Origin of the sequence: Colwellia sp. 6M3 (genome assembly GCF_014077595.1) — a bacterium.
In the GTDB taxonomy this organism is placed as follows: domain Bacteria; phylum Pseudomonadota; class Gammaproteobacteria; order Enterobacterales; family Alteromonadaceae; genus Cognaticolwellia.
Window position 1 is genome coordinate 1 of record NZ_JACGWF010000055.1, and the last position, 26,809, is coordinate 26,809.

Here is a 26,809-nt window from a genome sequence, read left to right on the forward strand (position 1 = left end):
ATACATTACTAACACCAGCATTTAGAAACTCAATACACTAATAATCTATTGAGTTAGCAATGTATTTTACTTAAGTATCACTTATCTATCAAAGCTAGTTACCCAAGCTTTATAACAAAAAATAAGCAGTTGTTCATCATTAACAAAAGATTAACCTTCCAGACTTGCCTTTCAACGCTAGCAAAGGTATAAAACGGGCTGATTATTAAAAGTTTGTAACTTAACTAAACACAATCAACTTGATATTTCTGCATGTTGAAACAACAAAAATTTTAAAACGTGTTTGGTCTTACCTATTGAGGATTTTATATGAGCACCCCAAATTCAGAGGCATTTTATGGCCATCCGGGCGGGTTGAAAACACTTTTCGTCACCGAAATGTGGGAACGCATGAGCTATTACGGCATGCGCGCATTACTTGTACTTTTTATGACGGCAACGTTACAAGAAGGCGGTTTAGGCATAACTATCGCATCAGCTACTGCTATTTATGGTTTATATACCGGTACTGTTTATTTTATGGGTCTTCCCGGCGGTTGGATAGCTGATAGATTACTTGGTGGCCAGAAAGCGGTTTGGTATGGTGGTATTATCATCATGTTCGGCCACATAGTTTTAGCTATTCCAAATGAAAAAACATTCTTTATTGGCTTGATTTTAGTTATTTTGGGTACCGGATTATTAAAACCAAATATTGGCGCTATGGTAGGCCAATTATATAGTGAAAATGATAAACGTCGTGACAGTGGTTATGCCATTTATTATATGGGCATTAACTTAGGCTCTTTCATTGGTTATTTAATTTGTGGTTATTTAGCGTCTGATTTTGGTTGGCACTACGCTTTTGGTGCTGCTGCAATTGGTATGGCTGCAGGTTTGATTCAATACAAAATCACTACACCTAAATTAGAAGGTGTAGGTTCAAAGCCAGTAGCGCCTTTATCAGCAAAAGGCCAACGTAATAGTTGGACCATTATTGTTGCCTCACTCGTTGCCATTGCTATTGTTACAGTATTAACATTTCAAGGTGTTATCGTTATAGACCCTATTGCCACAGCGCAATATGTTGCCATAGCATTTACTTTAATTTTTGTTGTTTATTATGCAGTTATTTACTTTTGTAGTGATTTAACAGGTAACGAAAAGAAAAAACTTTGGGCACTATTATTAATTTGTATTGCTTCTGCCTGTTTCTGGTCTGGCTTTGAACAAGCAGGGTCTTCAATGAACTTATTCGCACGTGATTATACTGACCGTATGATAGGTTCTTTTGAAATACCAACAGCATGGTTTCAGTTCTCAAACTCAATGTTTATCGTTTTGCTTTCACCTTTTTTCGCTGCATTTTGGATTAAGTTAGGCCAAAGAATGGTTACACCTGCATACGGCATTAAATGTGCTGCTGGTTTAATTATTATGGCGAGTGGATTTATTGTTATGTTTTTTGCAGCACAATATGCGGCAAGTGGCTTACAAGTAGCTCCAGGTTGGTTAATAACAACTTACTTCCTTCACACGGTTGGTGAATTATGTTTAAGCCCAATCGCGCTAAGTGCTGTAAGTAAATTATCGCCAAGAAGATTTGCCGGCCAAATGATGGGTGTGTTTGTTTTAACTTATTCAATTGGTAATATTATTTCTGGCTTACTTGCGGGTAATTATGATCCTAATAACGTTGAACAAATTCCAGCGTTATATATCCAAATCAGCCTATTTAGTATTGGTATTGGTATTGTAATTTTGCTTGTAGGTTTGAAATCAAGATTCTGGGAAGCGCTTAAAACAGAAGAAGATGATTCAACAGCACCGAACGCAGGAAACAACGGTACAACCACTACAGCATAGTTTTTCTCAATAATAATGCTTAAAAATAGCCAACAATTTGTTGGCTATTTTTTTGTCTGAAAAAAATGCACTTTAAATTTATTATCGTCGTTTTAGCACTGCCCTCATTTTCGTGACGATGCAGCCCCTAATTAACTGAACAGATAACACACGCTAATCCGAAATTTCATCTTAATAAAACTATTTAAAACACCTAAAAGCATCAGTAAATATAAGTAATTAATTCCGAGTTGTAACAATATACCCATAAGGGGCTATTTCCTTTTGCAGCTGTTTCTTGTACGTTGTGCTTTAGCCTATTATTTTGACGCCGTATCAGTTTAACTTAAGAAAAACGCGATTAATTATGACCACACGAAATCAAATAAGACAATTGATCAGGACCAAACGCCAAAACCTCAGTCATATTGATCAAAAAGAATTATCAGGTGATTTACTCACCCAATTAACACAAAGAACCGATGTGCTAACAGCTAAAAATATTGCCGTTTATTTAGCAAACGATGGTGAACTTGACCCTATGTTATTTATACACTGGTGCTGGCAGCAAAATAAAAATATTTATTTACCTGTTATTCATCCCTTTAGTCCTGGGAATTTATTATTTCTGCATTATCATCAAAATAGTGAAATGCAATCAAATAAGTACGGAATTTTAGAGCCTAAACTTGACGTTCGACTAATTAAAAGTATCAACGATATCGATATTATTTTCACCCCACTAGTGGCTTTTGACCTAACAGGTAATCGCTTAGGTATGGGAGGCGGGTTTTACGATAGAACCTTATCAGCTTGGTTTAAGCACTATCGCTATGTGGATGAAGAGAAAAATGCGTACGAAAGAAAGTTAACTAAGCCCTACCCTATTGGTCTGGCACATGACATTCAATTAATAGACGCAATTCCCTCTCAGCTCTGGGATATTCCGCTACCAGAAATAGTAACTCCGACTAGACAATATAAATTCGACATACATAAATAAACGCTAACTTAGTTAATACTGTTGTTATAATAGTGGCAATTGTAGTTAGCCTTCAGTTGTCATAATGATTATTTTAAACTTTATTGAACTGGGCACTATATTTTACTAACAACTGACAGTTAATAACTTCTAACTTATTTAAATACAGGCTAATTATGACTCAAGATGAAATGAAAAAAGCGGCAGCAATAAAAGCCCTAGACTATATCAAAGCGGATACGATTGTTGGTGTAGGTACGGGCTCAACAGTTAACCACTTCATAGACGCGCTTGCGACTATTAAAGGGAGCATTATCGGCGCAGTGTCTAGCTCTGACGGCTCAACTGAGCGCTTGAAATCATACGGCATTGAAGTATTTGATCTTAATAACGTTGATGGTATTGATGTTTATGTTGATGGTGCTGATGAAATTAATCCTCATATGCATATGATTAAAGGTGGTGGTGCTGCCCTAACCCGCGAGAAAATAGTTGCTGCAGTTGCTAAGACCTTCGTGTGTATTGCTGATGATACGAAACAAGTGCCTATGCTAGGTCGGTTTCCATTGCCTGTTGAAGTGATTCCTATGGCACGTAGTTATGTTGCCAGAGAGTTAGTTAAGTTAGGTGGCGATCCTGAATATCGTCAAGGCGTTGTTACTGACAATGGTAATGTGATCCTTGATGTGCATAATTTAGAAATACTCGACCCTAAAGCGTTAGAGAATAGTATTAATGCTATCGCAGGAGTCGTTACTAATGGCTTGTTCGCTAATCGTCCTGCCGACGTATTAATTATCGGCACACCAGACGGTGCAAAAATAGTAAAATAACACTTTAGAGTTTATGCCCTATATGATAGTTTAGGTATCTAGCCATCTAAACGCTTATTTAATTAAGTTTAAAATAAGTAAATTTTTGATCCAGAGAAGATTAACAACCATGAGCAATAATTCATTAGCGAAAGACAAAATTAAAATATTACTTTTAGAAGGCGTTCATCAAAGCGCTTTGGAAGAGCTTAAGAATAAAGGCTATTCTAATATTGAATATATTAAAACCTCACTTTCTGAAGCTGAGCTTATTAAGAAAATTGCTAATGTACATTTTATTGGCATACGTTCTCGCACAGATTTAAACGCAAAAGTGTTAAGCCATGCTAAAAAGCTTGTTGCTATTGGTTGTTTTTGTATTGGTACAAACCAGGTCGATAAAGCGGCAGCACAATCATTAGGTATTCCGGTATTTAACGCACCATTTTCAAATACCCGCTCTGTTGCTGAGTTAGTGTTAGGTGAAACGTTATTATTATTGCGCGGTATTCCTGAAAAAAGTGCTCAAGCACATCGTGGTGTTTGGAATAAGTCTGCCGCGGGTTCAGTTGAAGCTAGAGGTAAAACTTTAGGTATTATTGGCTATGGTCATATCGGCATGCAATTAGGCATACTTGCAGAAACGTTAGGTATGAGAGTACGCTTTTTTGATATCGAAACTAAGCTACCTTTAGGCAATGCCAGCCAAGCTCCTACCATGACTTCATTATTAAAAGAAGCCGACGTTATTAGCTTACATGTTCCTGAAACACCGCAAACAAAAAACATGATGGGCGCTGCAGAATTTGAAGTGATGAAAGACGGCGTTATATTTATTAATGCTTCTCGTGGCACTGTTGTTGATATCGATGCGTTAGCAGAGGCTTTAAGCAGTAAAAAAGTGGCCGGTGCAGCCATTGATGTATTCCCGATTGAACCTAAAGGCAACGATGAAGAATTTGTTAGCCCATTGCGCGCTTTTGACAACGTTATTTTAACGCCTCATATTGGTGGTAGCACTAAAGAAGCACAAGAAAACATTGGTCTTGAAGTAGCAAGCAAGCTGGCTAAATATTCAGATAATGGCTCTACGTTATCTGCGGTTAACTTCCCTGAAGTATCACTTCCTGGACACATTGGTACTAGCCGCTTATTGCACATTCATCACAATAAGCCAGGCGTGTTGACACAAATCAACCAAATGTTTGCCAAGCATAATATCAATATCGCTGCTCAGTATTTACAAACTGCCGACCAAATTGGTTATGTAGTTATTGATATTGAAGTTGAAAGTCGCGAGTTAGCGTTAAAAGAGTTAAAACAAATTGAAGCGACAATTAGAGTTAGACTTTTAAACTAGCTCTATCGCTAATATTAATGTGAATATGCATGTGCATGTGAATACTAAATCGTAAAAGCCAAAGCCTATAAGCTTTGGTTTTTTTTTAGCAATGTGTGCGGTTAGACAATATGCTTTTTGAAGATTAGAGCTTAGGGTGTGATTTTACTAGCATCGAACAATGTTCGACTTATAAACCGAATGACAAGCCAAGTTATAGGCTTAACTACAAAAATACGCACTGATAAGAATAATTGAAGGGGAAAGTTTTAACTTTAGTAGAAAATAACCATCATACAGGCCCAAGCGGCAATACCTGCGACAATATCGTCAAGCATAATACCAAAGCCACCATGACAGTTTTTATCGATATAAGAGATGGGCCATGGCTTTAAAATATCAAAAAATCGAAATAACACGAAACCTATCAGTAGCGTTTGCCAAGTTACTGGCATTAAAAACATGGTGATCAACAAGCCTACAAATTCGTCCCAAACTATCGCGCCATGATCAGGCACGCCAGCATCTTCGGCAGCTTTACCACAAATGTAAATTCCGGCGATACTCATAACAATTAACAACGACAAATAAATTGGATTACTTAACGGTGCCATCAATAAAAACAATGGTACTGCCGCTAAAGTACCAAAAGTGCCCGGTGCTTTAGGTGCTAAACCACTACCAAAGCCCAATGCCAGAAAATGCACAGGATTTGATAGACGAAAGTTTGCCGTAGATTTTGTCATATTCAGTCTTTGTTGCGAGAGAAATGTTCGAAACTTTTAGCGTGCAGTGTTACAGGTTTACTGTTTAGAGTCGTCGTGATTTTTTCACTACGGTTGATCTGACCAATACAGGTAATCGTGTTACTGGTATTAGCTAAAGCTGTTTCCATGCCTACTTTGTTATCTTCAGAAACCGTAAATAACAGTTCGTAGTCATCGCCACCAGCTAAGGTCATTTCATACGCTTTTTCTAAACCAACAGTGTCACGCAAAGCATTCGAAATAGGTAAATCGTCTAAAACAATATTAGCGCCTACTTTAGATGCTTTACAAATATGGCCTAAATCTGCAATTAAACCGTCAGATAAATCGATTGCTGAACTTGCGTACCCGCGAAGTGCTTGTCCGGCAAGAATTCTCGGTGTTGGAAAATCTAAGCTGCGTTGTACACTTTCTCTATATTCAGGGGCTACATTCACCTCTTTGAATATATGTTTAAGCGCTAATGCTGCATCACCTATTTCACCCGTGACATATATCCAATCACCGGCTTTGGCTCCTGCACGTGTAAGGTGCTTATCTTTTGGTACTAAACCCTGTGCAGTAAGTGTAATGCTCAAAGGGCCTTGTGTGGTGTCTCCACCCACTAATTGCACGTTATAAAATTCGCACAACTCAAACACACCTTGGCAAAATTCTTCTACCCACTTCACATCAACTTCTGGCAATGTAATTGCCAGAGAAATCCAAGTAGGTTCAGCGCCCATGGCGGCTAGGTCAGATAAGTTTACCGCTATCGATTTATGACCGATAGCTCGTGCGCTAGTCTCATGTGGAAAGTGCACGCCGGCAACTAGGGTATCTGTGGTAATTGCAATATTTTGACGCTCAGAAGGGCTGACTATGGCGCAGTCATCTCCGATCCCGAGTACAACATCCTTGCGTTTAATCGTTTGCTCACTAAAGAAGCGCTTGATCAATTCAAACTCTTTCATATTACAACCAAATTTTGACTATTCGTTCGGGCGAACAAGCTTAACGACTTTGTCTAACACACCGTTCACAAACTTATGACTATCGTCAGCAGCGAATGATTTTGCTAATTCAATGGCTTCGTTGATAATGACACGATAAGGCACATCTAAGCATTGAGTTAGTTCATATACCGCAACACGTAGAACCGCTTTTTCAACATGGTCAACATCCGCTAATGGGCGATCAACATGTGGTGCTATGTTATCATCAATACTGCTAACATTGGCTGTTACACCAGTAAACAATTGTTGAAAATAAGGAATGTCGAAACGACGCGCACTGTTCTCAGTCAAAAAATTTAATTCGATTTCAGAAACGTTATTTTGGCTTAGCTGCCAAGAGTAGACAGCTTGTACTGCCAATTCTCTGGCTTTTCTTCTAGGTGTTGGTTTCACAATAGTATCCTGTTATAACTTATCGAGCACATTAACCATTTCTAATGCACTTAACGCTGCTTCAGCGCCTTTGTTGCCTACTTTCAGGCCAGCACGATCAATAGCTTGTTCAATAGTATCTGTAGTAATAACACCAAATGCCACGGGTAAAGTATATTCCATTGCTACTTGTGCTAAACCTTTATTACACTCGCCTGCAACAAAATCAAAATGAGGCGTTCCACCACGGATAACAGCGCCAATAGCAATAATGCCATCGAATCCGCCTTTCGCAGCGATTTTTTTAGCTGCTACTGGCAGCTCATATGCACCAGGAACACGAATAACAGTAATATCGTTATCTGCAACATTTCCATGGCGTTTAAGTGCATCTACTGCACCTTCAAGTAAACTTTCAACAACAAAACTGTTAAAACGAGAGACTACAATGGCGAATTTCTTACCGGTTGCATCAAAGTTAGCTTCTATGACATTCATTTAAAAATCACCTACTGATAAAAATTTCGGCAATTCTAGCAAATTGCACGCCACTGAGGAACTCGTTTTGACAAATTTATACAAAATTAAACCGCTAAACTTGCTGTTTCACTTTGAGTAGCAGCACTTTAATCTGATTAAACTATTTTATTTGCTCGTGGCACATTAAGCGCCATTTTTGTATCATAGTGATATCTATACTTTACGTGCATATAATTAAAATTTTATGACTATTTATTTTTCTTCAAATAAAATACCGGCCTTGCATGAATTTAGCTTACATCAGCGACAAGCTATTTTAAGCTTGGCACAGGCTAAAATGTCTGCACCTGAAAAATTTATACTAAACATTATTAAGTTATCGTTATTGATACCACCATTTCTGTTTATTGCTAATTTACAAGGCTTTGCATTAGCAGCATCGGTGGCCGTTGTGTTAATAGCCTACTTTGCCTTATTAAGACCTATAATGTTGTATTTCGCACAAAAACATCTTGATAAAGCAATTGCCCAATACAAAAAAAGCGAACATTAGTTCGCTTTTTTCTTCTTTATTTTACTATAGATAAAACTACATTCCTTCTAGCTCTTCTAGGTAAGCGTCAATATTTTCTTCTTCTGCTTGGTCCACTTCGATAGGCGGATTACCATCGTGAACTTTAAATTCCATATTTTGGAAATAGGCATTTTTAACAAACTCGTACGGGTCTATTGCATCTTTTAGAATGCCTTCTTGATCTGCAAACGAAGCTCTAGCTTCCAAACCAATAATACCTGCACGCAACAAGTTAGGCCAAAAATCGATAATGGCAAGTGGCCAGTAATAGCTATCAACAAAGTCACCCACTTCTTCACGTACCGACGAAGGACCTAATGCGGGTACCATTAAAAATGGTCCGTCGCCAACTCCGTAACTGCCGAGTACTTCACCAAATTCTTCTTCTTTGCGATTCCAGCCAAAATCACTTGCTGGGTCGAAAAACCCTAATAACCCTATGGTCGAGTTTAAAACAAAACGACCCGTTGATTTAGCCGCCTCGGTGAACTTTGCTTGTAACAAATGATTGATGATAGTTGAAGGTTCGTTCAAGTTCAGCGCCATGTTGTAAACACCTGAACGTAAATCCGTTGGCATATATTCCACATAACCTTGAGAAGCAGGTTTGAAAACATACTTATCGGCATAATCCCATGTGAAGGTCCAAAAAGGACGGTTTATGGCTTCGAGCGGATCTTTTGGATCAGATACGGATTGTTCTGACGAGGGTGTTGTCGAACATGCGGTTAAAAATAAAGTAAATATTATCATTAACAAAATCTGGAAATTAAATGTCGCCTTCTTGTTCAAAGCAACTTTTTTTGATCTGTTCACTACAGGATCCTTGTTAGCTAACCGATAGTAAAATTAATAACGGTTAAAATAGAAATATTTTTAAAGGCTTGAGTTTATCACGACAACATTAAAATTTTCATTTAAAAATGTAAATTTAATCGCAACTGACAATAACCAGTAAATAAGCACAGCAGTGTGAGTTGATGTAGAAGACAAGTACAAAGTAACTAAGTACTTAGCTACTTAGCTACTTTTTGGCGATGTATCGACAGTAACATTTCAGCTTCTGCTCTAGGTATTTCGCATTCACGCATAATTTCAGCGATGTCTGCGCCAAGTTCAACCAATTTTTGAGCGCGTGTGTATAGCTTATCTTCTGGTTGTTGATGGAGAAGTTTTTCTATGGTCTCAGCTTGAGCACTAAATTGCTCTTGAGCCACTTTTATACGGTGCTCTAGTTGTTTGCTAACTTGTTCATTTTCTAACTGGGTGTCATTACATTGTTGTTGGGTAGCTTCTAATGCCGACTGATTACTCGCAAGCAGATTTTGTAATTCTATCAGCTGTATTTCTTGGCTTTGTACCTGTTGCTGCAAATTCTGAATTTGCTGAGAAAAGCGATTTTTAAGCGCCAATAACAACATGGCAACAAGCATCACAATGGCAAATGCGATTAAACTTATCAGGTTAGCAGGAATATTTTCCATAAGACTATTGGCTTCACTAGAAATTAAAGCCTGCATTAGCAGGCTTATGAGCTATCGTTAGAATTGTTTTAATTCATCCCATTCGTCATCAGACAGCAGTTTATTTAAATCGACTAAAATAAGTAGTTCACCTTCTCGGTTAGAAACACCTTGAATAAACTTCGCACTTTCATCGTTACCTACATTAGGCGCTACATCTATTTCTGATGCTCGTAAGTAAACCACTTCGGCAACACTATCAACTAAAATGCCAATGACTTGGGTATCCGCTTCAATGATCACAATACGCGTATTATCTGTTATTTCAGCAGATTCAAGCCCAAACCTTGCTCGGGTATCAATAACGGTTACAACATTACCACGAAGATTTATAATACCCATAACATACATAGGTGCGCCTGGCACTGGTGCTATTTCGGTGTAGCGCAATACTTCTTGTACTTGCATTACGTTAATACCGTAGGTTTCGCTACCAAGTTTGAAGGTTACCCATTGTAGTACTTCATCATTAATGTCTACACGTTCACTTGCATTGCGTCTTTCATCAGACATTCTGCTGACCTCTTTAAATTTCTGTTTTACTAAAGTACTTATGCACTAAGTATACTGGCAAGATTAAATTCATCAATTAATCTTACTTTATATTTGCGTTATATTTGCGCCTTTTTCCAATAACTTAATTAAGGAATCAACATCTAACAGTGCGCACATACGATTTTTAACTAATCCGGCAAGCCAAGGACGCTTGTTTGGGGTATCTAACCATTTAACATCTTCTTGCTTAAGCGTTACCGTATCAACCAACTTTTCAGCCGATAAGCCCCATTCTGAATTATTAAGCATAATAATGTATTGATAATTAAGTGCTGAAAGTAGTGCTTGGTCGCATTTTTCTGGCATTACCCAAAGCGCAGTATCAACCACGTTAATTTTTTCTTCTCTATGCAGCATAACGCCTTTAAACCAATCAGGCTTACCCATAAGTGGCGTAGTTTTATTATTGCTGTGTATACCGCCTAATTCAACTAATGGCACAGCGATAATTAATCCAGCAACTTCGAAAAACATAGCCTGAAAGTCACCTTGACGATAACTCAGCGGTTTACTGTCAGCAAAGCCCCCTAAGCTTTTACGTGTTTTAATTTCATTAACATTAGCTTTAACCGCTGCTAATGTGGGTTCATTAGTGATTGTTTTCGACTGTATTTCTGACGACTTATTCTTTGACGAAATGGGCTCAACGTCTATATCTTCTGAAGCTTTAGTTTCAACCTGCGTTTTTTCAAGTAAACTTTTATTGGCCGCCTTTGCTGAGCTTAGTGGTTTAGCCTCTTCTTGTGCTGCAACTTGCAATAAATTGGCATTATTAAGTAAGCTCTCAAGTGGCTGTGCTTGTTTTTCTTTAACGGGTAACGTAGCTTTTTCTTTAACTTGCCGCGCTGGTTGTGGCTCCACTTCTTCTGTAAGCAATTCTGACAAATAGCTTTGCATTAATTTTTTACTAGCAGCTAAAGACTTTGACATGGGCTTACTTACTCTGTGTAGTTAAGTTAACTAAATAGGTTAATAAATCTCGATAAGCTATGACACCACGAGATTTCGCAGCATAGTCAGAAGGCACTTTTTGAGCGTTACTGGCATTTCTAAAATTAGTATCGATCGGAATGACTGCCGACCAAACATCTTCACCATATAATGTTAGCAGTTTTTGATAAGTTAATATCGACGCTTTTGTGCGTTTATCAAACATAGTAGGCACAATAGTATATTTAAAGCCTGAGGGCTGCTGCGCTTGCATAATATCTAACGTTTTCATCATACGATCTAAACCCTTTAGCGCTAGAAACTCGGTTTGAACCGGAACAATAATTCTATCACTGGCGGCTAAGGCATTAACCATAAGTACCCCTAACACAGGAGGACAATCGATTAATACATAGTCATATTCGCTATCAATTGCACGTAAAGCTTTTTTAAGTACTAAGCCCATACCGCCTTTATTACCAAGTGCGCGATCAAGTGTTGCTAACCCCATGGTTGCCGGCAATATATCAATATTGTCATAACTCGATGGACAAAGGCTTTGCATTATTTGCTCTTTGCTCGCTACTTGCATAAACAAGTCATACACACTCAGTTCCAAGTCTTCCGACTCAATACCAAAATAATAACTTAATGATGCATGCGGGTCGGTATCAACAAGCAGAACACGATGGCCTTGTTCTGCTAATAATCCAGCCAAGGCGATAGTGGTAGTTGTTTTGCCTACCCCGCCTTTTTGATTTGCAACTGTCCAAACTACCAAGTGTAATTCCTATTATTCATCATCTTTATTTTCCGGCGGGTTAGTGACTTCAGGGTTATTAGTCTCCGCTCTTGTTGTAATACGAATACCACCATTTTCCAGCCTAATAATACGAATTTCATCATCAACATCATCAGTATTAATGTTTTTTATCGCTTCTACGTCTTGTACTGAAATAGTTGGTGTCGCCAATAAATTGGCTTTTTCGAGACCATACTTAGAAATAGCAATAACAACACGACGGTTTTTTGCTCTTCCAGTGGCTGTAGCATTGTCACCACTTGGGTAATATTGACCATACCCTTCTATCGCCATTCGGGCAGGGTTTAAGGTTAACTCTTCTAAAACTCTTAAAATAGCGGTTGCTCTAAATACTGATAACTCCCAATTAGAAGAGAATATTTCTGTTTCAATTGCTTGATTATCAGTATAGCCCCGCACCCGAATATAGTTACTCGCATCAGCAATAACTTGATGAATAACGAGTAATATATCTTTAGCGGCATTAGTTGGCGAAGATGAACCACTAGGGAACAGCAAGCCGCTGTTTAATTCGATTTCTAACCAGTCACCGTCAATTTGTAATTGTGCGTAGCCAGATTCAACTAACTCGTATAAAGCTTCATGTAGGTCTTTCTCTAGAGAAGTTAATGTCGTCCCTACTTGAGCATCTGAGACGTTTGATAAGGTTACTTCACCGGTTACAAGTTCAGGTCCAGCGTCAATTAATATTCCATTACCGTATAAACGTTTTTTAGTTTTAGCACTGTTAACAGGTAAAATGTCATCACCATGCCCACGGTTTTTAGGCTGTTCATCGTTAGCTTGAAACACTTTACCAATCGATTCAGTCGCCGTTTCAAAAGGTTCTTCGTTGATCATTGCCATCGCGTAAAGCACGACAAAAAGTGCAAAGAGTAAGGTCATGTAATCTGCGTAAGAAACTAACCAACGTTCAACATTTTCATGTTCAACTAAATGACGTCTTGATCGGAGGCGGTTCATTGCTCTAACCGAAATGCCGATAATTTGTTTTCAATGGCATGTGGATTTTCTGCTAACGCTATGGCGATTAACCCTTCGGTCATCATTTCACGGTACATAGTTTGTTGATGCACAATAGCTTTAATTTTATTCGCAACAGGTAAATAAATAAGGTTGGCAAACCCAACACCGTAAATAGTTGCGACAAAGGCGGTGGCAATACCTTGCCCCAATAATTGTGGATCGGCTAAATTTGACATGGCATGAATTAAACCAAGTACCGCACCTAAAATACCTATGGTTGGACTGTACCCACCCATCGACTCAAATACGTGAGCAGAGCGCAAGTTATGCTCTCTATACAAGTCTAAGTCTAACTCAAGTGAAACTCTTAAGTTTTCAACTTCAGCACCGTCAACAAGTAGGTTTAACCCCTTGTTGACGAAAAAATCATGTTCTTCTTCGGCGATATATTCTAATGATAAAAAACCAGATTCACGGGCTTTTTCAGCCCACTGAACAATCGACTCTATTCCCTGCTCAACATTATATTTAGGCGGAACAAACAACCATTTTAATAATGTCATTGCATGTAAAAATTGACTTTGTGATGACTGCAACATAACGGCACCCAGTGTGCCACCAAAAACAATAATGAATGCAGGTAGCTCTAACAGTGAAGAAACTGAGCCACCATCAATTACAAAGCCAAAATATATCGCCAATATGGCAATTAACAACCCTGATATACTTAGTTTATCCATGCTGTATTTCCTTAAGAATTGCAGATGGAAAGCTATCAATCGCCAGTGATTTTTCAGATATTCCTGCAACCGTTACCGCTTGTGGCATACCATAAACTACACAAGACTCTTCATCCTGTGCCCAAATAGTTGCCCCTTTGCTTTTTAATAATCGTGAACCTTCACGACCATCGGCACCCATTCCGGTTAATATAATACCTAAAACATTGCCACCAAAAACTTTAGCGGCTGAAGCAAAACTAATATCTACACTGGGTTTGAAAGCAATCCGCTCAGAATTATCTTCCAGTACTCTCAGCTTTGCTGCATTTTCTGTACCATCAATGACCATTTGTTTACCGCCTGGCGCTATATATGCGTGACCAGGCTTTAAAATGTCACCGGAACTTGCTTCTTTAATGGTTATTTTACACAGGTTATTTAATCGGTTAGCAAACGCTAAAGTAAATGCCGCAGGCATATGTTGAACAATAACGATCGGCAAAGGAAAATCTTCTGGTAACTGAATTAATAGCTGCTGCAAGGCTACAGGCCCACCTGTTGATGTTCCTATCGCTAATAATTTGTATTTTTTTGCTGAATTTTTACTTGCTAAATCGCTTTGGTACTTGGCATTACCGTCAGCAAGTTTAGAAGTGGGGTTATTGGTATTAGTATTCGTTTTCGCATCAACCGCAGCCCGAGAGCGAAAAGTAGAAATGCGCGGTAATACTGTACCTTTCTTTTTTGCCAGTTGTTTGACACGTTGACGCAATAAGCTTCCTGCGTCTTCTGTCGTTTTGGCTATTTCATTGAATTTTTTTGGCAGAAAATCTAACGCACCCGCATCTAAAGCCTCAAGTGTAGCTTTAGCTCCAGAGTGAGTTAACGAAGAAAACATAATAATAGCAGTAGGTGCTTTCGCCATTATTTGTTTAACAGCGTCAATGCCATTAAGCAATGGCATCTCTATATCCATGGTTATTACGTCAGGCTTTAGCGCAATAGCTTTTTCAACCGCGTCTAAACCATTAATAGCAACATCAACAACCTCGAGATCAGGATCATTGTTGAGAATATCCGTTACTCGGCGTCGAAAAAAACTGGAGTCATCAACCACCAATACTTTAAAGGACATTTACAATCTACTTCCTGTCGTTGTTAATTTATTATCAAAACTGCTATGAACGTAATTTTTTATGCAATATCGATTTTTTCGAATAATATTTAAGCATATTAGGGACATCAATAATTAACGCTATGCCGCCGTCACTGGTTATAGTAGCACCTGCCATGCCTGGCGTGCCGTGCAATAATCGATCTAAAGGTTTAATAACCACTTCCTCTTGTCCAATTAAACTGTCAACAACAAAACCAATTTGCTGATTACCTAATTGTACAATCACAACATGACCGCGTTCTCGTGGTTTTTCAATATAATCACGCACTAACCACTTATCGAGGTAAAATAATGGGATCGCTTTTTCGCGCACTATAATGGTTAACTGCCCATCAACGACATTTGTTTTGGTTAAATCAAGATGGAATATTTCATTTACGGCAGCCAAAGGTAAAGCGAAGGTTTGCTTACCAATAATGACCATTAATGTGGGTAATATGGCTAATGTTAATGGCACTTTAATTTCAAGTATGGTGCCAATCCCCATCTCTGAATCAATATTAACCGTACCATTGAGTTGGGTAATTTTTGTTTTTACTACATCCATACCAACGCCACGTCCTGAAACTTCTGAGATTTCAGTTTTAGTTGAAAAACCTGGCGCAAAAATCAAACTAAAAGCTTCTTTGTCAGTCATGCGTGCGGCCGCATCGGCGTCTAAAACACCTCGTTCGATCGCAATTTCTTTTAATTTATTTGCATTCATCCCTGCACCATCATCACGAATAGTGAGGAGAATGTGGTCACCTTCTTGTGATGCTGATAACACCACAACACCTTCTCGTGGCTTACCAGAGGCTTCGCGCTTCTCTGGTGATTCGATACCATGATCGACTGAATTACGCACAAGATGCACAAGCGGATCGGCGAGTGCTTCGACTAAATTTTTATCTAAATCGGTTTCTTCACCTTCAAGAATCAGTTTAATTTCTTTATTTAAACTACGAGCTAAGTCACGTACTACACGAGGAAAACGCCCAAAAACCTTTTTAATGGGTTGCATTCGCGTTTTCATTACCGCGCCTTGCAAGTCTGTTGTTACGGCATCTAAATTTGATACGGCTTTGGTTAAGTCTTCATCTTCTTTAGACAATCCAAGGCTAGTTAAGCGATTTCGAACGAGTACTAATTCACCTACCATGTTCATAATTTGATCTAAACGTTTGGTATCAACCCTAACGGTTGTTTCACCTTGTGATGGTTTTACCAGTGACGATTTTTTGTCAGTTGCCTCAGCGGGTTGATTAACCACTGGTTTAACTGTCGGCTTAACTTCAGGTTTTTTCGGTACAGATGCATTTACCGCCGGTGCTGATGGAGCGGTTTTTTCTATTGGTGCTTCAGGTACAGACGCTTTAGCGTTAGGCCCTTGTCCTTTGCCGTGTAACTCGTCTAATAATGCCTCAAAATCAGCATCATTTATTTCATCCGGTGAACTTGGTGCTGCTTTAGGAACTTCTACTTTAGGACTTTCTGCTTTAACCGTTGCAGAAAATGCGCCTTGGCCATGCAGTTCATCTAATAACGATTCAAACTCGTCATCCGAAATATCATTACTACTTGCTTCTACAGGCTTAGCAACCACAGGCGCAGTTGGCGTTGGCGAACCGCCGCCATGAAGTTCATCTAATAAACGTTCAAATTCGTCTTCTGACATTTCGTCATTTGAATTAGCATTATTTGATGCAGGCACTGCAATAGGAGTTTCTACGACATCTGCTGTTTGATTGTCTTGAGCTTCAGGTTGAGATAATCGATGTAATTCGGCGATTAATGTAGGATCGGGGCTTGATAATGGTTCTTTATTTTGTACTTGCGCAAATTGTTCATTAATGGTGTCAAGTGCTTGCAGGATCACATCCATTAACGCTGAGGTAACAGCACGTTGTTGATTTCTTAAAGTATCAAAAACATTTTCAGCACCATGACAAGCTTCTACAAGCTCAGCAAGTGATAAAAAGCCAGCGCCGCCTTTTACGGTATGAAAGCCCCTAAAAATAGCGTTAAGTAATTCGGCATTATTAGGATCATTTTCAAGTTCAACTAATTGTTCCGACAAGGTTTCAAGTATTTCTCCAGCTTCGATTAAAAAATCCTGAAGAATTTCCTCATCTTGTTCAAATGACATTTAGTAACTCCTATTAAAAACCTAAACTTGATAATAAATCATCAACGTCGTTTTGATCTGAAAGAACATCTTGGCGGTTTTCGCTGTTAATGATTGGACCTTCTACTAAATTTTCGCCTACTTTAGGTAGATGGTTAGATTTATCTTTTTCTGATGAAATACCAAAAGCAGTTAACATATAAATTAGGCTTTCTTCAACTTCACGCACTAAATCTATAACTTTACGAATAACCTGACCGGTAATATCTTGAAAGTCCTGTGCCATCAGAATATCTGTCATTAAGCTATGAATTTTACTGGTCTCTTTTTCAGTCGTTTTCAATAAAACGTCAATATCTAAACATAAGGACTTAAATTCACTTACATCAAGTTCGTTGTGCATTAATTTTTGCCACAACGGATTAACCGTACTAATTTTCTTTTGAATACCGTCAACGACTGGAAATATTGCTTCAACCGCATCCATCGTTTTATTAGCAGCCTCTTCAGTATGACTAATAACAAAGTTTAACCTTTCTTTAGCATCAGGAATATCAGCTGTTGCTAAATCACTCAAGCGCTCATCAACATGAAAATTATTTAATGAGTCATGTAATTGCCGGGTTAATTTACCTATTTCTGCGAACAATTCGTTGTTAATCGGGTTTTGTATTTCTGAAATTAACTCATTGGCTTTAGCTTGTTGGTCTGTTTCAATATACTCAACCAACAACTTTGCTTGCTCTAAAGAAACATGGACACTTGTATTTGTACTCATAAGACGGCCTTGCATAACAGAAATGATTAATTAACCGAGACGCTCGAAAATTTTATCAAGCTTGGCATTTAAGGTTGCTGCCGTAAATGGTTTTACGATGTAGCCATTAACACCAGCTTGCGCCGCCATGATAATTTGTTCTTTCTTAGCTTCTGCAGTTACCATTAAAACCGGTATATGCGATAAATTACTGTCAGCTCTTATTGCTCGAAGTAAATCGATACCTTGCATGCCTGGCATATTCCAGTCGGTAACAACAAACTCAAAATTACCATCTTTAAGCATCGGCAGTGCTGTGTTACCGTCATCAGCTTCTGAGATATTGGTAAAACCTAAGTCACGTAACAAGTTTTTGATTATACGTCTCATTGTTGAAAAATCGTCAACAACAAGCACTTTCATATTTTTATCCAAGGCACCCTCCGGTGAGAACATTTAAAAATTCTACGATGATATTATTTATTCTACTTAACTTTGCCAAGATTGCATACGAGCTTTTAATCGATGCATTGCTTGACTGTGTATTTGGCTTACCCGAGATTCACTGACATCAAGAACTTGGCCTATTTCTCTAAGGTTAAGTTCTTCATCATAATACAAAGACAGTACTAAAGCTTCTCGTTCGGGTAAAGAGGAAATACATTCGGCCAATGATTTTTTAAAGAAACTGTGTTCAATATTAGCATAGGGTTCATCAGGCTGTTGGCTCTGGGCAACTTCAATTACATCTTCACTCACGCCTAAATCGTCAATGCCGAGTATTTTACCTGCACTAACATCATTCAAAATTTGATGGTATTCGTTAATCGAAAGTTCTAACTTTTCAGCCACCTCAAAGTCGCTTACGTCACGACCATGTTCAGCTTCTAAATTTTTTATTGCTTCGCTGATCATACGGCTATTTTTGTGAACTGAGCGAGGAACCCAGTCACCACGGCGAATCTCATCAAGCATAGCACCACGAATGCGAATACCTGCGAAGGTTTCAAAGCTAGCACCTTTGGTATTGTCAAAATTATTTGATGCTTCAAGTAAGCCGATCATGCCCGACTGAATAAGATCGTCCACAATAACACTGGCAGGTAATCGGGCAAGTAAATGATAAGCGATACGCTTCACAAGCACCGTGTGTTGTTCCAATAAAGCCGACTTGTCAACACTATAAGTATGTAGTTTTACCACTATAGCTCACTTTTTTGGTCGTTAGTGTTCTAGCAATTGCTCGATGAAAAACTCTAAATGTCCTGAAGCCTCTTTGGGCACAGGCCAGCTGATAATGTTTTTGGCGAGAGCTTTTAAGCCAATAGACGCTGGAGAGTCTGGATATGCTTCGACAATTGCTTGTTGTTTTCTCACTGATTTACGAATATTTTCATCGTAAGGAATAACAGCAACAAGCTCTAAAGTAACATCTAAAAATCTATCGGTTACTTTTGAAAGCTTGCCAAATAAATTTTGACCTTCTTTTGGACTGCGGACCATATTTGCTACGACTTTAAATTTGAATAAACCGTGGTCTCGGCTTAACAGTTTCATTAAGGCATAGCAGTCGGTAATGGAAGTAGGCTCGTCACATACAACCAATAAAACATCTTGTGATGCTCGACAAAAACTTAGCACCATATCGGAGATACCAGCGGCTGTATCAACAATTAAAATATCGAATTTGGTTTGCATATCACTAAAGGCGCGAATAAGCCCAGCATGCTCTGCAGGAGTTAAATCCACCATAGATTGTGTGCCGGAAGTTGCTGGGATAATGTTAATACCAGCGGGACCTTGAATAATAATATCGTCAAGTTCACACTCACCAGATAACACATGAGACAAGTTTCGTTGCACTCGCAAACCTAACATTACGTCCACATTCGCTAAACCTAAATCGGCATCAAGCACAAGTACGCGCTTACCTAATTGAGCTAAGGAAATAGCGGTATTTAATGAGACATTAGTTTTACCAACGCCACCTTTACCACCTGAAACTGCTATGACTTTAATATGTTGGGGATCTTGCATTTTTCTTAAGCCGCTCGCTTGATCTATCATCTAAGTAACTTCTCTATATAATACCAATTAAGATAAATATTCAATGGGTATAATTGCTCTGCCATTCTTAAGGCGACTAAACTGCAACGGCTGTTACGGGTGTGCGCCATGAAACAGCATTTGAGCGTTGAGACTTATTTGCCATTCTATCTGCAAGCGTAACTAATTTCTCAGCATTTGCAACCTTAATATCTTCCGGAACTCTTTGTCCATCAGTAAGATAGCCAATAGCTAAACCGTTTTGTAGCGATGTAGTGATTATTTCGCCAACACTAAGACTTTCATCTAGTTTAGTATATATACAACCGGCAAGTGGAATACGCTTAAAGCGTTCAACATTTTCTTGCATTACACGTTGCTGTGTATTGGCTGCTAACACTAAGTAGTTACGAATTCTAACACGTGCATTAGAAATTAAGGTAGTCAAATGCTCGGTTAGACGCATATCTCTTTGCCCCATCCCTGCAGTATCTATTAATATTAATTTCTTTTGTGAAAACTGTTGTAATAAGGTGTCTAGCTCATCGCCGTCATTCGCAAGTTTCACTTGGCAGCCAATAATACGACCATAGGTAGCAAGTTGTTCAAAACCAGCAATACGGTAACTGTCAGTTGAAATTAAAACGACTTGGTCAGCACCATGTGCTTGAGCAAACCTGGCGGCTAATTTCGCGATAGTCGTTGTTTTACCTACACCTGTAGGGCCAACAAGTGAAACTACACCACCGCGTTGAATAATATCATTATTAGTGGTGTTTAATTGTTCAGCTATAATATGCTTTGCTTGCTGCCATGCATCTTTTTCATGACTATTTGCAGGTATGTAACCCGCAATTTGATCAGCAACTTCTTCATTTAATCCCATCGCCATCAATTTATTCACTAAGACAGCACGCATCGGATCTTTTTGCGCCATGTCTTGCCACATTAAACCAGACATTTGATGTTCTAATAACTGGCGAATAGACGACATTTCTTTTTGCATGTTTTCAAATTCGCTGCCACTTATTTGACGTTCGCTATGAGACTGCACTTTTTGACCACTTGATAATGCGCTATCAAAAGCATTATGTAAACTTGAAGCGTTTGTTTCACCACCTTGTTGATGGTTAACATTTTCATTTGGCGAATCTATTCCCGAAGTTTGTGCTAAACGAGAAGTGAAATTTTTGAATTGTTGCTCAATATCTTGCTCAGGTGCACCCGGTTTTATATCTGCTTGTTTAGTCGATTTAGTGGCTGAGTTCTCTATATTACTATTAAATGCTCGTGTTGCAGGTGCTTTATCATAACCGTTTTGCTGCACTTGTCGGCTTAATAACGCCGCTAAACTATCTACGGGCACATCTGAGTTTTGCTGGGTAGCTTGTTGCGGAGCGCTACTAATGGCGACAGTGTCTTCAGCAATATCAACGCGACTTGCTGGTTGGGCATTATCTGAAGTGCTTGGTTCAAGGTTAAGTTGACCACGTTGTGAAGTCGATTGAGCAGGCTTGATATTTTGGTTGTAGTCAACCGCTGCCATTAACTCGACACCTTCAGCAATTTTTTTATTTGACATAATTACTGCGTCTACACCCAACTCGTCTTTAATTTGTGCAAGTGCGCTTCTCATGTCTTTTGCTACGTAACGTCTAATTTTCATCGCCAACCCTTATTATTCAGTACAACTACGTTGAAATATCTTTTTTACTGGCCGATAGCACTAACAATTTTAATTTGTTTGTCATCCGGAATTTCTTGATAAGAAATTACACGTAATCCCGGGATGGTATATTTCACAAACTTAGCGAGTACTGAACGTAAAATTCCTGACGTTAATAAAATTGGTGTATCGCCAGCCATTTCCTGCTGTTGTGCACCGTCTGTCAAAGATTTCTGTAATCGTTCTGCTAAGCCTGGCTCAATACCTGCGCCATCGTCTCCAGCCATTTGCATAGACTGGTGCAACATTTGTTCCAACTCTGGTGACAAAGTTATGACGGGTACTTCAACCGTTGGCCCAACTAATTCTTGGACTATAAATTTACGCAGCGTTATGCGAACAGCCGCGGTCAATACTTCAGGATCTTGGCTCTTAGGTCCGTACTCTACTAATGTTTGAATAATGCTACGCATATCACGTACTGCCACACCTTCGTTCATTAAGTTTTGTAATACTTTTACGATTGTACCTAACGAAAGCACATCAGGGATCAGGCCTTCAATAAGTTTAGGATAGCTCTTCTCAAGCATATCAAGTAAGTTTTGAACTTCTTCATGCCCTAATAATTGTGCGGTATTGTTGGTTAGAATTTGACTCAGGTGAGTCGCTAACACTGTTGCAGAATCAACGACAGTATAGCCAAGAGATTGAGCGTGCTCTCGTTGTTCTTGCTTAATCCATACAGCGTCTAAGCCAAAGGCAGGGTCTTTTGTTGCAATACCATCAAGCTTGCCAAAAACTTGGCCTGGGTTAATTGCTAATTCATTATCATGACGGATTTCTGCTTCACCTACAGTAACGCCCATTAGCGATATACGGTAACTGTTAGGATCTAAATCTAGGTTGTCACGAATATGTACCGCAGGTACTAAAAAACCAAACTCTTGTGAAAGCTTTTTCCTGACACCTTTAATACGGTTAAGTAACTCTCCGCCTTGGGCTTTATCTACTAGAGGAATAAGTCGGTAGCCTATTTCTAGGCCAATAATATCAACATGATTAACATCATCCCAACCAAGGTCTTTAACTTCAGCTTCTTGTTTTATGCTTTGCGCTTCTTCTGCATGGGTATCTTCAACCAGTTGTGCGGCTTTAGCGACTTTATATTTATTACTAAAAAAAGCGATACTACCTATTAATATTGCAAAAGTTAAAAAGGCAACGTGTGGCATACCTGGCACTATGCCCATAACAAACATAACACCAGAAGCTATGTAAAGTGATTTGCCTTGCCCAAGCTGGCTACTAACTTGCTCGCCCATATCTTGAGAAGTGTTTTGGCGAGTCACTACGATTGCCGTACCAACAGATAGTAGAAGCCCCGGAATTTGCGCAACTAAGCCGTCACCTATCGTCAGTAAAGTATATATTTCAACGGCACTATCAAACGATAAATCATGTTGAACCATACCTATAATTAAACCACCAACAATGTTGATGAAAAGAATTAAAATACCGGCAATGGCATCACCTTTTACAAACTTACTCGCACCATCCATTGAACCATAAAAATCGGCTTCACTGGTAACTTCAACTCGGCGTTCTCGTGCTTGATCAGCGGTAATAAAGCCGGCATTTAAATCGGCGTCAATCGCCATTTGTTTACCAGGCATAGCATCTAAGGTAAAGCGCGCAGTAACTTCAGCAATACGGCCCGCACCTTTTGTGACAACAACAAAGTTTATAATAATAAGAATGGCAAAAACGACTAAACCAACCGCGTAGTTACCACCAATAACGACGGAACCAAATGCTTCAATAACTTTACCTGCGGCATCAGGGCCTTCATGCCCTTCAAGTAAAACGACACGAGTACTCGCAACATTTAGTGCTAAGCGTAAAATAGTTGCAATCAACAATACCGCGGGGAATGAGCCAAACTCGAGCGGTTTTAAGGTATAAACCGTGATTAATAGTACGACCAGAGACAAAGCGATATTGAAGGAGAAGAGAATATCCAGCAAGATTGCCGGCATAGGCAAAATAACCATACCGAGAGCAGCCATAACTAGAAATGGCGTACCTAGACCCGAGAGAAGGTTAAGTTTTTGTTTCTTTATATTATTAAAAGTGGCGGCTAACTGCATGAGCTCTTAGGGATAATTTTTTGACATGTCTGATAAAAAGCAATAATCAGACCAATTCGAGAAAGCTTAGTTAAAATATATAAGTTAAAAAGGGTCAGATGGCCGCTGTCAGTAAAAGCAGTAGATTGGAGGTTGAGAGTTAGAAGCTGCTAATTGATAGCTATCATCTTATTAATAACTGCCATTAGCTGACAGATAACAGTTAAAAATAAAACTGATTTAATATCGGAATTCATCCGGAATAGGGAGGTTTTTTGCAACCGCTTTTGGCCGACGTGCCTTGCCTTTTTTATGCGCATCTAATTGAAAGATAAAGGCTAATATTTGTGCGACAGCAGCAAATAATTGTTCAGGTATTTCTTCATTAGGTTCTGCTGTGTAGTAAAGCGACCTTGCCAAAGCGGGAGATGTAACAATCTCAATATTGTGCTCTTTAGCAATGGTGCGAATATGCAGAGCCATTTCGTCAATCCCTTTAGCAACCAATACAGGTGCCCCGCCCACTGCAGCATCGTACTTAAGCGCTACAGAATAATGGGTAGGGTTAGTTATTACCACGTCAGATCCGGGCACATCTTGCATCATACGTCGTTGCGACATTTCATATTGCGCTCTTCTTACACGGCCTTTAGTTTCAGGGCTACCCTCAGAGTTTTTCATTTCGTCTTTGATTTCTTGCTTGCTCATTTTCAATTGACGATTGTGATTCCAAACTTGATATGGCGCATCTATAACAACAATAATACCAATGGAAAGTGCTAATGCTAGAAACATCCACATCAGTAATGAAACAGCATGAGCAAAATTATTAGGAATATTTTCTGTGCTTAAGTTTACTATTTGATCAAACAGGCCACTTAACAGCAAATAAGCAGAAATAAAGACCACAAAAAACTTCAAAATGGATTTAATAAGTTCAACGTAGGCTTGCACACCAAACATACGTTTAAAACCAGCCATAGGGGAAAGTTTGCTAGCTTTTGGTGCCATAGCTTCCCAAGAAAAGCTAATGCCACCAAGGATCATATTGCCAATTAATGCTGCAAAAACAATAATGATGTGAATCCAAATAAAAGGCACTATTATCGCACTAACGCCATCGCTTGCCACTTGATATAAGGCATGTACATCCATGGTTTCTTTTCGATTTAAGCTAAATAATCGGATCATCATCTTAGACAAGCCTGCAACCAGAGAGCTACCTAAAAGCATAATGGCTAAAGCGGCTCCAACTAAAACAAACATGGTGCCTAAATCTTTTGAACGGGCTATTTGGCCTTTTTTTCTGGCATCAGAGAGCTTTTTCGCCGTGGGTTCTTCAGTTTTTTCACCACTATCTGACTCAGCCATTAAGGTGCTGCTCCACAATCAATCAGGTAACAGCTAAAATCTAATGCCCGTTGCCACTGCAAAATAAAATGACTATAAAAATTACCCATGGTTAGCCACATGATCAATAAACCAGCACACATGGTAATGGGAAAACCAATAGCGAAAATATTTAATTGTGGTGCTGCTCGGGTCATAATGCCAAATGAAAAATTAATCAGTAACATTGCCGTTAAAGGCGCTATTGCAAGTGATAAAGCGGTAGCAAACATCCATCCGCCCCACTCGGCAATTTCTTTAAATTTAATACTGGAAAAATCAGTGGCGGGAATAGGAATAGTGTCAAAACTGGCAACCACAAACTGCAAATAAGCTAGATGACCATCCATCGCCCAAAATAATAATGAAGATAATATTAGGAAGAACTGACCTACCGCTGGCACGCTTGTACCACTGGCAGGGTCGACAAGTGAGGCGAAGCCTAAGCCCGTTTGCATCGCAATAATTTGCCCTGCTAACGTAAAGGTATTAACCACCATCACGGTGACAAACCCTAACATTATGCCAACAATCATTTGCTCGCCAATTAATAATGCAGTTGCTAATGAAAACAAGTTATCAACACGAGTAGGCGGTAGTGCAGGCATAACAGCAACGGTAATTGCCAAACAAAAAAACAGTTTTACACGCCCTGGAATGGCTTTTGCGCCTAAGCCGATCATTGACATAACCATGGCTGAAATACGCGCAAGGGGCAACAAAAAGTCAGCCATGCTTTGGTTGATAACTGACTCAGTGAACTCCACGGTTAACTCACCACACTAGGAATACTACCAATCAACCTTATGGAGTAATCCATGAGTTTTTGAACTAGCCAATGTCCACCCATAATTAAGGCGAGTAAGGTAACAATTAAACGCGGTAAAAAGCTCAAGGTTTGTTCATTTATTGAGGTTGCTGCTTGAAAAACGGCCACAATTAAACCAACGATCAAACTGGGTACAATAACAGCACTCACCAGTATAATAACTAGCAGTAATGCATCGCGCAGAATATCAACAAATACCTCAGGACCCATTACGTAGCTCCCATACCATAGCTGGTTGCTAATGTACCTATGACTAAATTCCAACCGTCGATTAATACAAACAACATTAATTTAAACGGTAACGATACAATCATTGGCGAGAGCATCATCATACCCATCGCCATTAATATACTCGCTACCACTAAATCTATAATTAAAAAGGGGATAAACAGCATAAAACCTATTTGAAAGGCCGTTTTTAACTCACTAATAACAAAGGCAGGAATTATTACTGTCATAGGTAAATCAGTGGGCTGGTCAACTTGTTCAATACCAGCCATTTGCGCCAAAGTGTCGAGGTCTTTAATACGCGTTTGTTCTAACATAAAAGCGCGTAAGGGCACTTTTGCTTTATTAATGGCTTCAACTGATGTTAATTGTTCTTGTAAATAAGGCTGAATAGCTCGTTCGTTTATTTCGTTATAAACCGGCGTCATAATAAATAACGTCATGAATAAGGTAATACCAATAATAACTTGGTTTGACGGTGTTTGTTGAAGGCCAAACGCTTGGCGTAAAATAGCCATCACCACGACAATACGGGTGAACGATGTCATCATAATAACCGCTGCAGGTATAAAGCTGAGCGCGGTCATAAAAATTAATATTTGTAATGTTACAGAGTATTCTTGTGAACCATCGGGATTAGTCGTTAATGTTAACGCTGATAATGAAAGGTCGTCGGCAGCAAAGCTGGTATTGCTAATGAGTAAAAACGACAAAATCGTAAACAGTAACGTTACGATTTTGTTTAACGATAATAATGACTTTTTACTTTTGTTTATCATACTTTTTTATCGCTTTTTGTTTGAGTAATTTAGCTATAGAT

28 protein-coding genes are annotated in these 26,809 nt (G+C 39.0%); 5 read left to right on the plus strand and 23 right to left on the minus strand.

Annotation, left to right across the window (positions count from 1 at the left end; all coding sequences use genetic code 11):
* The first annotated feature begins 309 nt into the window (after window positions 1–309).
* The 4 genes from H4J50_RS12360 (at window position 310) to serA (ending at window position 4,978) form a co-directional block, all read left to right on the plus strand.
* On the plus strand, window positions 310–1,845 hold the full coding sequence (locus H4J50_RS12360) for a peptide MFS transporter (RefSeq protein WP_182256763.1): 1,536 nt from the start codon (window positions 310–312) through the stop codon (window positions 1,843–1,845).
* 346 nt (window positions 1,846–2,191) lie between these two features.
* A complete protein-coding gene (locus H4J50_RS12365) occupies window positions 2,192–2,827 on the plus strand; it encodes a 5-formyltetrahydrofolate cyclo-ligase (protein WP_182256765.1) in 636 nt (211 codons plus the stop codon).
* Window positions 2,828–2,982: 155 nt separating this feature from the next.
* On the plus strand, window positions 2,983–3,639 hold the full coding sequence (gene rpiA / locus H4J50_RS12370) for a ribose-5-phosphate isomerase RpiA (RefSeq protein ID WP_182256767.1): 657 nt from the start codon (window positions 2,983–2,985) through the stop codon (window positions 3,637–3,639).
* Window positions 3,640–3,748: 109 nt separating this feature from the next.
* The gene (gene serA / locus H4J50_RS12375; protein ID WP_182256769.1) at window positions 3,749–4,978 is read left to right on the plus strand and encodes a phosphoglycerate dehydrogenase; all 1,230 of its coding nucleotides are present in this window, start codon (window positions 3,749–3,751) and stop codon (window positions 4,976–4,978) included.
* Window positions 4,979–5,232: 254 nt separating this feature from the next.
* On the opposite strand, the gene H4J50_RS12380 is transcribed toward serA, so the two are convergent.
* From H4J50_RS12380 to ribE, 4 genes are read right to left on the minus strand one after another with little or no spacing between them, the layout of a single operon-like run.
* A complete protein-coding gene (locus H4J50_RS12380) occupies window positions 5,233–5,703 on the minus strand; it encodes a phosphatidylglycerophosphatase A (protein WP_182256771.1) in 471 nt (156 codons plus the stop codon).
* A 2-nt stretch (window positions 5,704–5,705) separates the two neighbouring features.
* On the minus strand, window positions 5,706–6,677 hold the full coding sequence (thiL, locus tag H4J50_RS12385) for a thiamine-phosphate kinase (RefSeq protein WP_108455116.1): 972 nt from the start codon (window positions 6,675–6,677) through the stop codon (window positions 5,706–5,708).
* Window positions 6,678–6,695: 18 nt separating this feature from the next.
* Complete coding sequence (gene nusB, locus H4J50_RS12390; protein ID WP_108455115.1) at window positions 6,696–7,112, minus strand: transcription antitermination factor NusB; 417 nt, start codon at window positions 7,110–7,112, stop codon at window positions 6,696–6,698.
* A 12-nt stretch (window positions 7,113–7,124) separates the two neighbouring features.
* Window positions 7,125–7,589 (minus strand): 6,7-dimethyl-8-ribityllumazine synthase, encoded by a 465-nt coding sequence (gene ribE / locus H4J50_RS12395; protein ID WP_108455114.1) that lies wholly within the window; start codon window positions 7,587–7,589, stop codon window positions 7,125–7,127.
* Window positions 7,590–7,815: 226 nt separating this feature from the next.
* On the opposite strand from ribE, the gene H4J50_RS12400 reads away from it, so the two are divergent.
* The gene (locus tag H4J50_RS12400; RefSeq protein WP_108455113.1) at window positions 7,816–8,124 is read left to right on the plus strand and encodes a DUF6170 family protein; all 309 of its coding nucleotides are present in this window, start codon (window positions 7,816–7,818) and stop codon (window positions 8,122–8,124) included.
* A gap of 36 nt (window positions 8,125–8,160) precedes the next feature.
* Here the strand turns inward: H4J50_RS12400 and H4J50_RS12405 are convergent, their stop codons facing one another.
* The 19 genes from H4J50_RS12405 to fliP form a co-directional block, all read right to left on the minus strand.
* Complete coding sequence (locus H4J50_RS12405; protein ID WP_239059103.1) at window positions 8,161–8,961, minus strand: VacJ family lipoprotein; 801 nt, start codon at window positions 8,959–8,961, stop codon at window positions 8,161–8,163.
* 200 nt (window positions 8,962–9,161) lie between these two features.
* Window positions 9,162–9,665: a DUF2802 domain-containing protein gene (locus H4J50_RS12410; protein ID WP_259366243.1), complete on the minus strand. Its 504-nt coding sequence runs from the start codon at window positions 9,663–9,665 to the stop codon at window positions 9,162–9,164.
* Between the two features lie 21 nt (window positions 9,666–9,686).
* Window positions 9,687–10,181, minus strand: a complete 495-nt coding sequence (locus H4J50_RS12415; protein WP_108455111.1) for a chemotaxis protein CheW — start codon at window positions 10,179–10,181, stop codon at window positions 9,687–9,689.
* A gap of 87 nt (window positions 10,182–10,268) precedes the next feature.
* Window positions 10,269–11,153 carry a chemotaxis protein CheW gene (locus tag H4J50_RS12420; RefSeq protein ID WP_182256773.1) on the minus strand — a complete coding sequence of 295 codons (885 nt, stop codon included), beginning with the start codon at window positions 11,151–11,153 and terminating at the stop codon, window positions 10,269–10,271.
* Window positions 11,154–11,157: 4 nt separating this feature from the next.
* Window positions 11,158–11,934 (minus strand): ParA family protein, encoded by a 777-nt coding sequence (locus H4J50_RS12425; RefSeq protein WP_182256774.1) that lies wholly within the window; start codon window positions 11,932–11,934, stop codon window positions 11,158–11,160.
* Window positions 11,935–11,946: 12 nt separating this feature from the next.
* A complete protein-coding gene (locus tag H4J50_RS12430) occupies window positions 11,947–12,939 on the minus strand; it encodes a flagellar motor protein MotB (protein WP_108455109.1) in 993 nt (330 codons plus the stop codon).
* Window positions 12,936–13,682: a flagellar motor protein gene (locus tag H4J50_RS12435; protein ID WP_108455108.1), complete on the minus strand. Its 747-nt coding sequence runs from the start codon at window positions 13,680–13,682 to the stop codon at window positions 12,936–12,938. The genes H4J50_RS12430 and H4J50_RS12435 overlap by 4 nt, the downstream gene beginning before the upstream one ends.
* Window positions 13,675–14,799 (minus strand): chemotaxis response regulator protein-glutamate methylesterase, encoded by a 1,125-nt coding sequence (locus H4J50_RS12440; protein WP_108455107.1) that lies wholly within the window; start codon window positions 14,797–14,799, stop codon window positions 13,675–13,677. The genes H4J50_RS12435 and H4J50_RS12440 overlap by 8 nt, the downstream gene beginning before the upstream one ends.
* A gap of 43 nt (window positions 14,800–14,842) precedes the next feature.
* Complete coding sequence (locus tag H4J50_RS12445) at window positions 14,843–16,969, minus strand: chemotaxis protein CheA (RefSeq protein WP_182256776.1); 2,127 nt, start codon at window positions 16,967–16,969, stop codon at window positions 14,843–14,845.
* Between the two features lie 13 nt (window positions 16,970–16,982).
* Entirely contained in the window at window positions 16,983–17,726 is a 744-nt protein-coding gene (locus H4J50_RS12450; protein WP_182256778.1) for a protein phosphatase CheZ, read from the minus strand.
* Between the two features lie 30 nt (window positions 17,727–17,756).
* The gene (gene cheY, locus H4J50_RS12455) at window positions 17,757–18,140 is read right to left on the minus strand and encodes a chemotaxis response regulator CheY (protein WP_108457733.1); all 384 of its coding nucleotides are present in this window, start codon (window positions 18,138–18,140) and stop codon (window positions 17,757–17,759) included.
* Window positions 18,141–18,194: 54 nt separating this feature from the next.
* On the minus strand, window positions 18,195–18,908 hold the full coding sequence (locus tag H4J50_RS12460; protein WP_182256780.1) for an RNA polymerase sigma factor FliA: 714 nt from the start codon (window positions 18,906–18,908) through the stop codon (window positions 18,195–18,197).
* A gap of 21 nt (window positions 18,909–18,929) precedes the next feature.
* Entirely contained in the window at window positions 18,930–19,772 is an 843-nt protein-coding gene (locus H4J50_RS12465; protein WP_108455103.1) for a MinD/ParA family protein, read from the minus strand.
* A gap of 76 nt (window positions 19,773–19,848) precedes the next feature.
* Window positions 19,849–21,417 (minus strand): flagellar biosynthesis protein FlhF, encoded by a 1,569-nt coding sequence (flhF, locus tag H4J50_RS12470; protein ID WP_108455102.1) that lies wholly within the window; start codon window positions 21,415–21,417, stop codon window positions 19,849–19,851.
* A gap of 44 nt (window positions 21,418–21,461) precedes the next feature.
* Window positions 21,462–23,564 (minus strand): flagellar biosynthesis protein FlhA, encoded by a 2,103-nt coding sequence (flhA, locus tag H4J50_RS12475; protein WP_108455101.1) that lies wholly within the window; start codon window positions 23,562–23,564, stop codon window positions 21,462–21,464.
* 219 nt (window positions 23,565–23,783) lie between these two features.
* The gene (gene flhB / locus H4J50_RS12480; protein ID WP_182256782.1) at window positions 23,784–24,914 is read right to left on the minus strand and encodes a flagellar biosynthesis protein FlhB; all 1,131 of its coding nucleotides are present in this window, start codon (window positions 24,912–24,914) and stop codon (window positions 23,784–23,786) included.
* Window positions 24,914–25,699, minus strand: a complete 786-nt coding sequence (fliR, locus tag H4J50_RS12485) for a flagellar biosynthetic protein FliR (RefSeq protein ID WP_108455099.1) — start codon at window positions 25,697–25,699, stop codon at window positions 24,914–24,916. The genes flhB and fliR overlap by 1 nt, the downstream gene beginning before the upstream one ends.
* Window positions 25,700–25,701: 2 nt before the next feature.
* On the minus strand, window positions 25,702–25,971 hold the full coding sequence (fliQ, locus tag H4J50_RS12490; RefSeq protein WP_108455098.1) for a flagellar biosynthesis protein FliQ: 270 nt from the start codon (window positions 25,969–25,971) through the stop codon (window positions 25,702–25,704).
* Window positions 25,971–26,768 (minus strand): flagellar type III secretion system pore protein FliP, encoded by a 798-nt coding sequence (gene fliP / locus H4J50_RS12495; protein WP_108455097.1) that lies wholly within the window; start codon window positions 26,766–26,768, stop codon window positions 25,971–25,973. The genes fliQ and fliP overlap by 1 nt, the downstream gene beginning before the upstream one ends.
* Between the last annotated feature and the right edge of the window lie 41 nt (window positions 26,769–26,809).

Coding starts and splice junctions, on each gene's coding strand:
- H4J50_RS12445 (WP_182256776.1), bottom strand. CDS start 16,969: ATGTCATTTGAACAAGATGAGGAAATTCTTCAGGATTTTTTAATCGAA.
- flhF (WP_108455102.1), bottom strand. CDS start 21,417: ATGAAAATTAGACGTTACGTAGCAAAAGACATGAGAAGCGCACTTGCA.
- rpiA (WP_182256767.1), top strand. CDS start 2,983: ATGACTCAAGATGAAATGAAAAAAGCGGCAGCAATAAAAGCCCTAGAC.
- fliP (WP_108455097.1), bottom strand. CDS start 26,768: ATGATAAACAAAAGTAAAAAGTCATTATTATCGTTAAACAAAATCGTA.
- H4J50_RS12435 (WP_108455108.1), bottom strand. CDS start 13,682: ATGGATAAACTAAGTATATCAGGGTTGTTAATTGCCATATTGGCGATA.
- H4J50_RS12400 (WP_108455113.1), top strand. CDS start 7,816: ATGACTATTTATTTTTCTTCAAATAAAATACCGGCCTTGCATGAATTT.
- ribE (WP_108455114.1), bottom strand. CDS start 7,589: ATGAATGTCATAGAAGCTAACTTTGATGCAACCGGTAAGAAATTCGCC.
- flhB (WP_182256782.1), bottom strand. CDS start 24,914: ATGGCTGAGTCAGATAGTGGTGAAAAAACTGAAGAACCCACGGCGAAA.
- fliQ (WP_108455098.1), bottom strand. CDS start 25,971: ATGGGTCCTGAGGTATTTGTTGATATTCTGCGCGATGCATTACTGCTA.
- H4J50_RS12420 (WP_182256773.1), bottom strand. CDS start 11,153: ATGTCAAAGTCTTTAGCTGCTAGTAAAAAATTAATGCAAAGCTATTTG.
- H4J50_RS12440 (WP_108455107.1), bottom strand. CDS start 14,799: ATGTCCTTTAAAGTATTGGTGGTTGATGACTCCAGTTTTTTTCGACGC.
- H4J50_RS12450 (WP_182256778.1), bottom strand. CDS start 17,726: ATGAGTACAAATACAAGTGTCCATGTTTCTTTAGAGCAAGCAAAGTTG.
- thiL (WP_108455116.1), bottom strand. CDS start 6,677: ATGAAAGAGTTTGAATTGATCAAGCGCTTCTTTAGTGAGCAAACGATT.
- H4J50_RS12360 (WP_182256763.1), top strand. CDS start 310: ATGAGCACCCCAAATTCAGAGGCATTTTATGGCCATCCGGGCGGGTTG.
- H4J50_RS12365 (WP_182256765.1), top strand. CDS start 2,192: ATGACCACACGAAATCAAATAAGACAATTGATCAGGACCAAACGCCAA.
- H4J50_RS12380 (WP_182256771.1), bottom strand. CDS start 5,703: ATGACAAAATCTACGGCAAACTTTCGTCTATCAAATCCTGTGCATTTT.
- flhA (WP_108455101.1), bottom strand. CDS start 23,564: ATGCAGTTAGCCGCCACTTTTAATAATATAAAGAAACAAAAACTTAAC.
- H4J50_RS12415 (WP_108455111.1), bottom strand. CDS start 10,181: ATGTCTGATGAAAGACGCAATGCAAGTGAACGTGTAGACATTAATGAT.
- H4J50_RS12410 (WP_259366243.1), bottom strand. CDS start 9,665: ATGCAGGCTTTAATTTCTAGTGAAGCCAATAGTCTTATGGAAAATATT.
- H4J50_RS12465 (WP_108455103.1), bottom strand. CDS start 19,772: ATGATAGATCAAGCGAGCGGCTTAAGAAAAATGCAAGATCCCCAACAT.
- serA (WP_182256769.1), top strand. CDS start 3,749: ATGAGCAATAATTCATTAGCGAAAGACAAAATTAAAATATTACTTTTA.
- H4J50_RS12430 (WP_108455109.1), bottom strand. CDS start 12,939: ATGAACCGCCTCCGATCAAGACGTCATTTAGTTGAACATGAAAATGTT.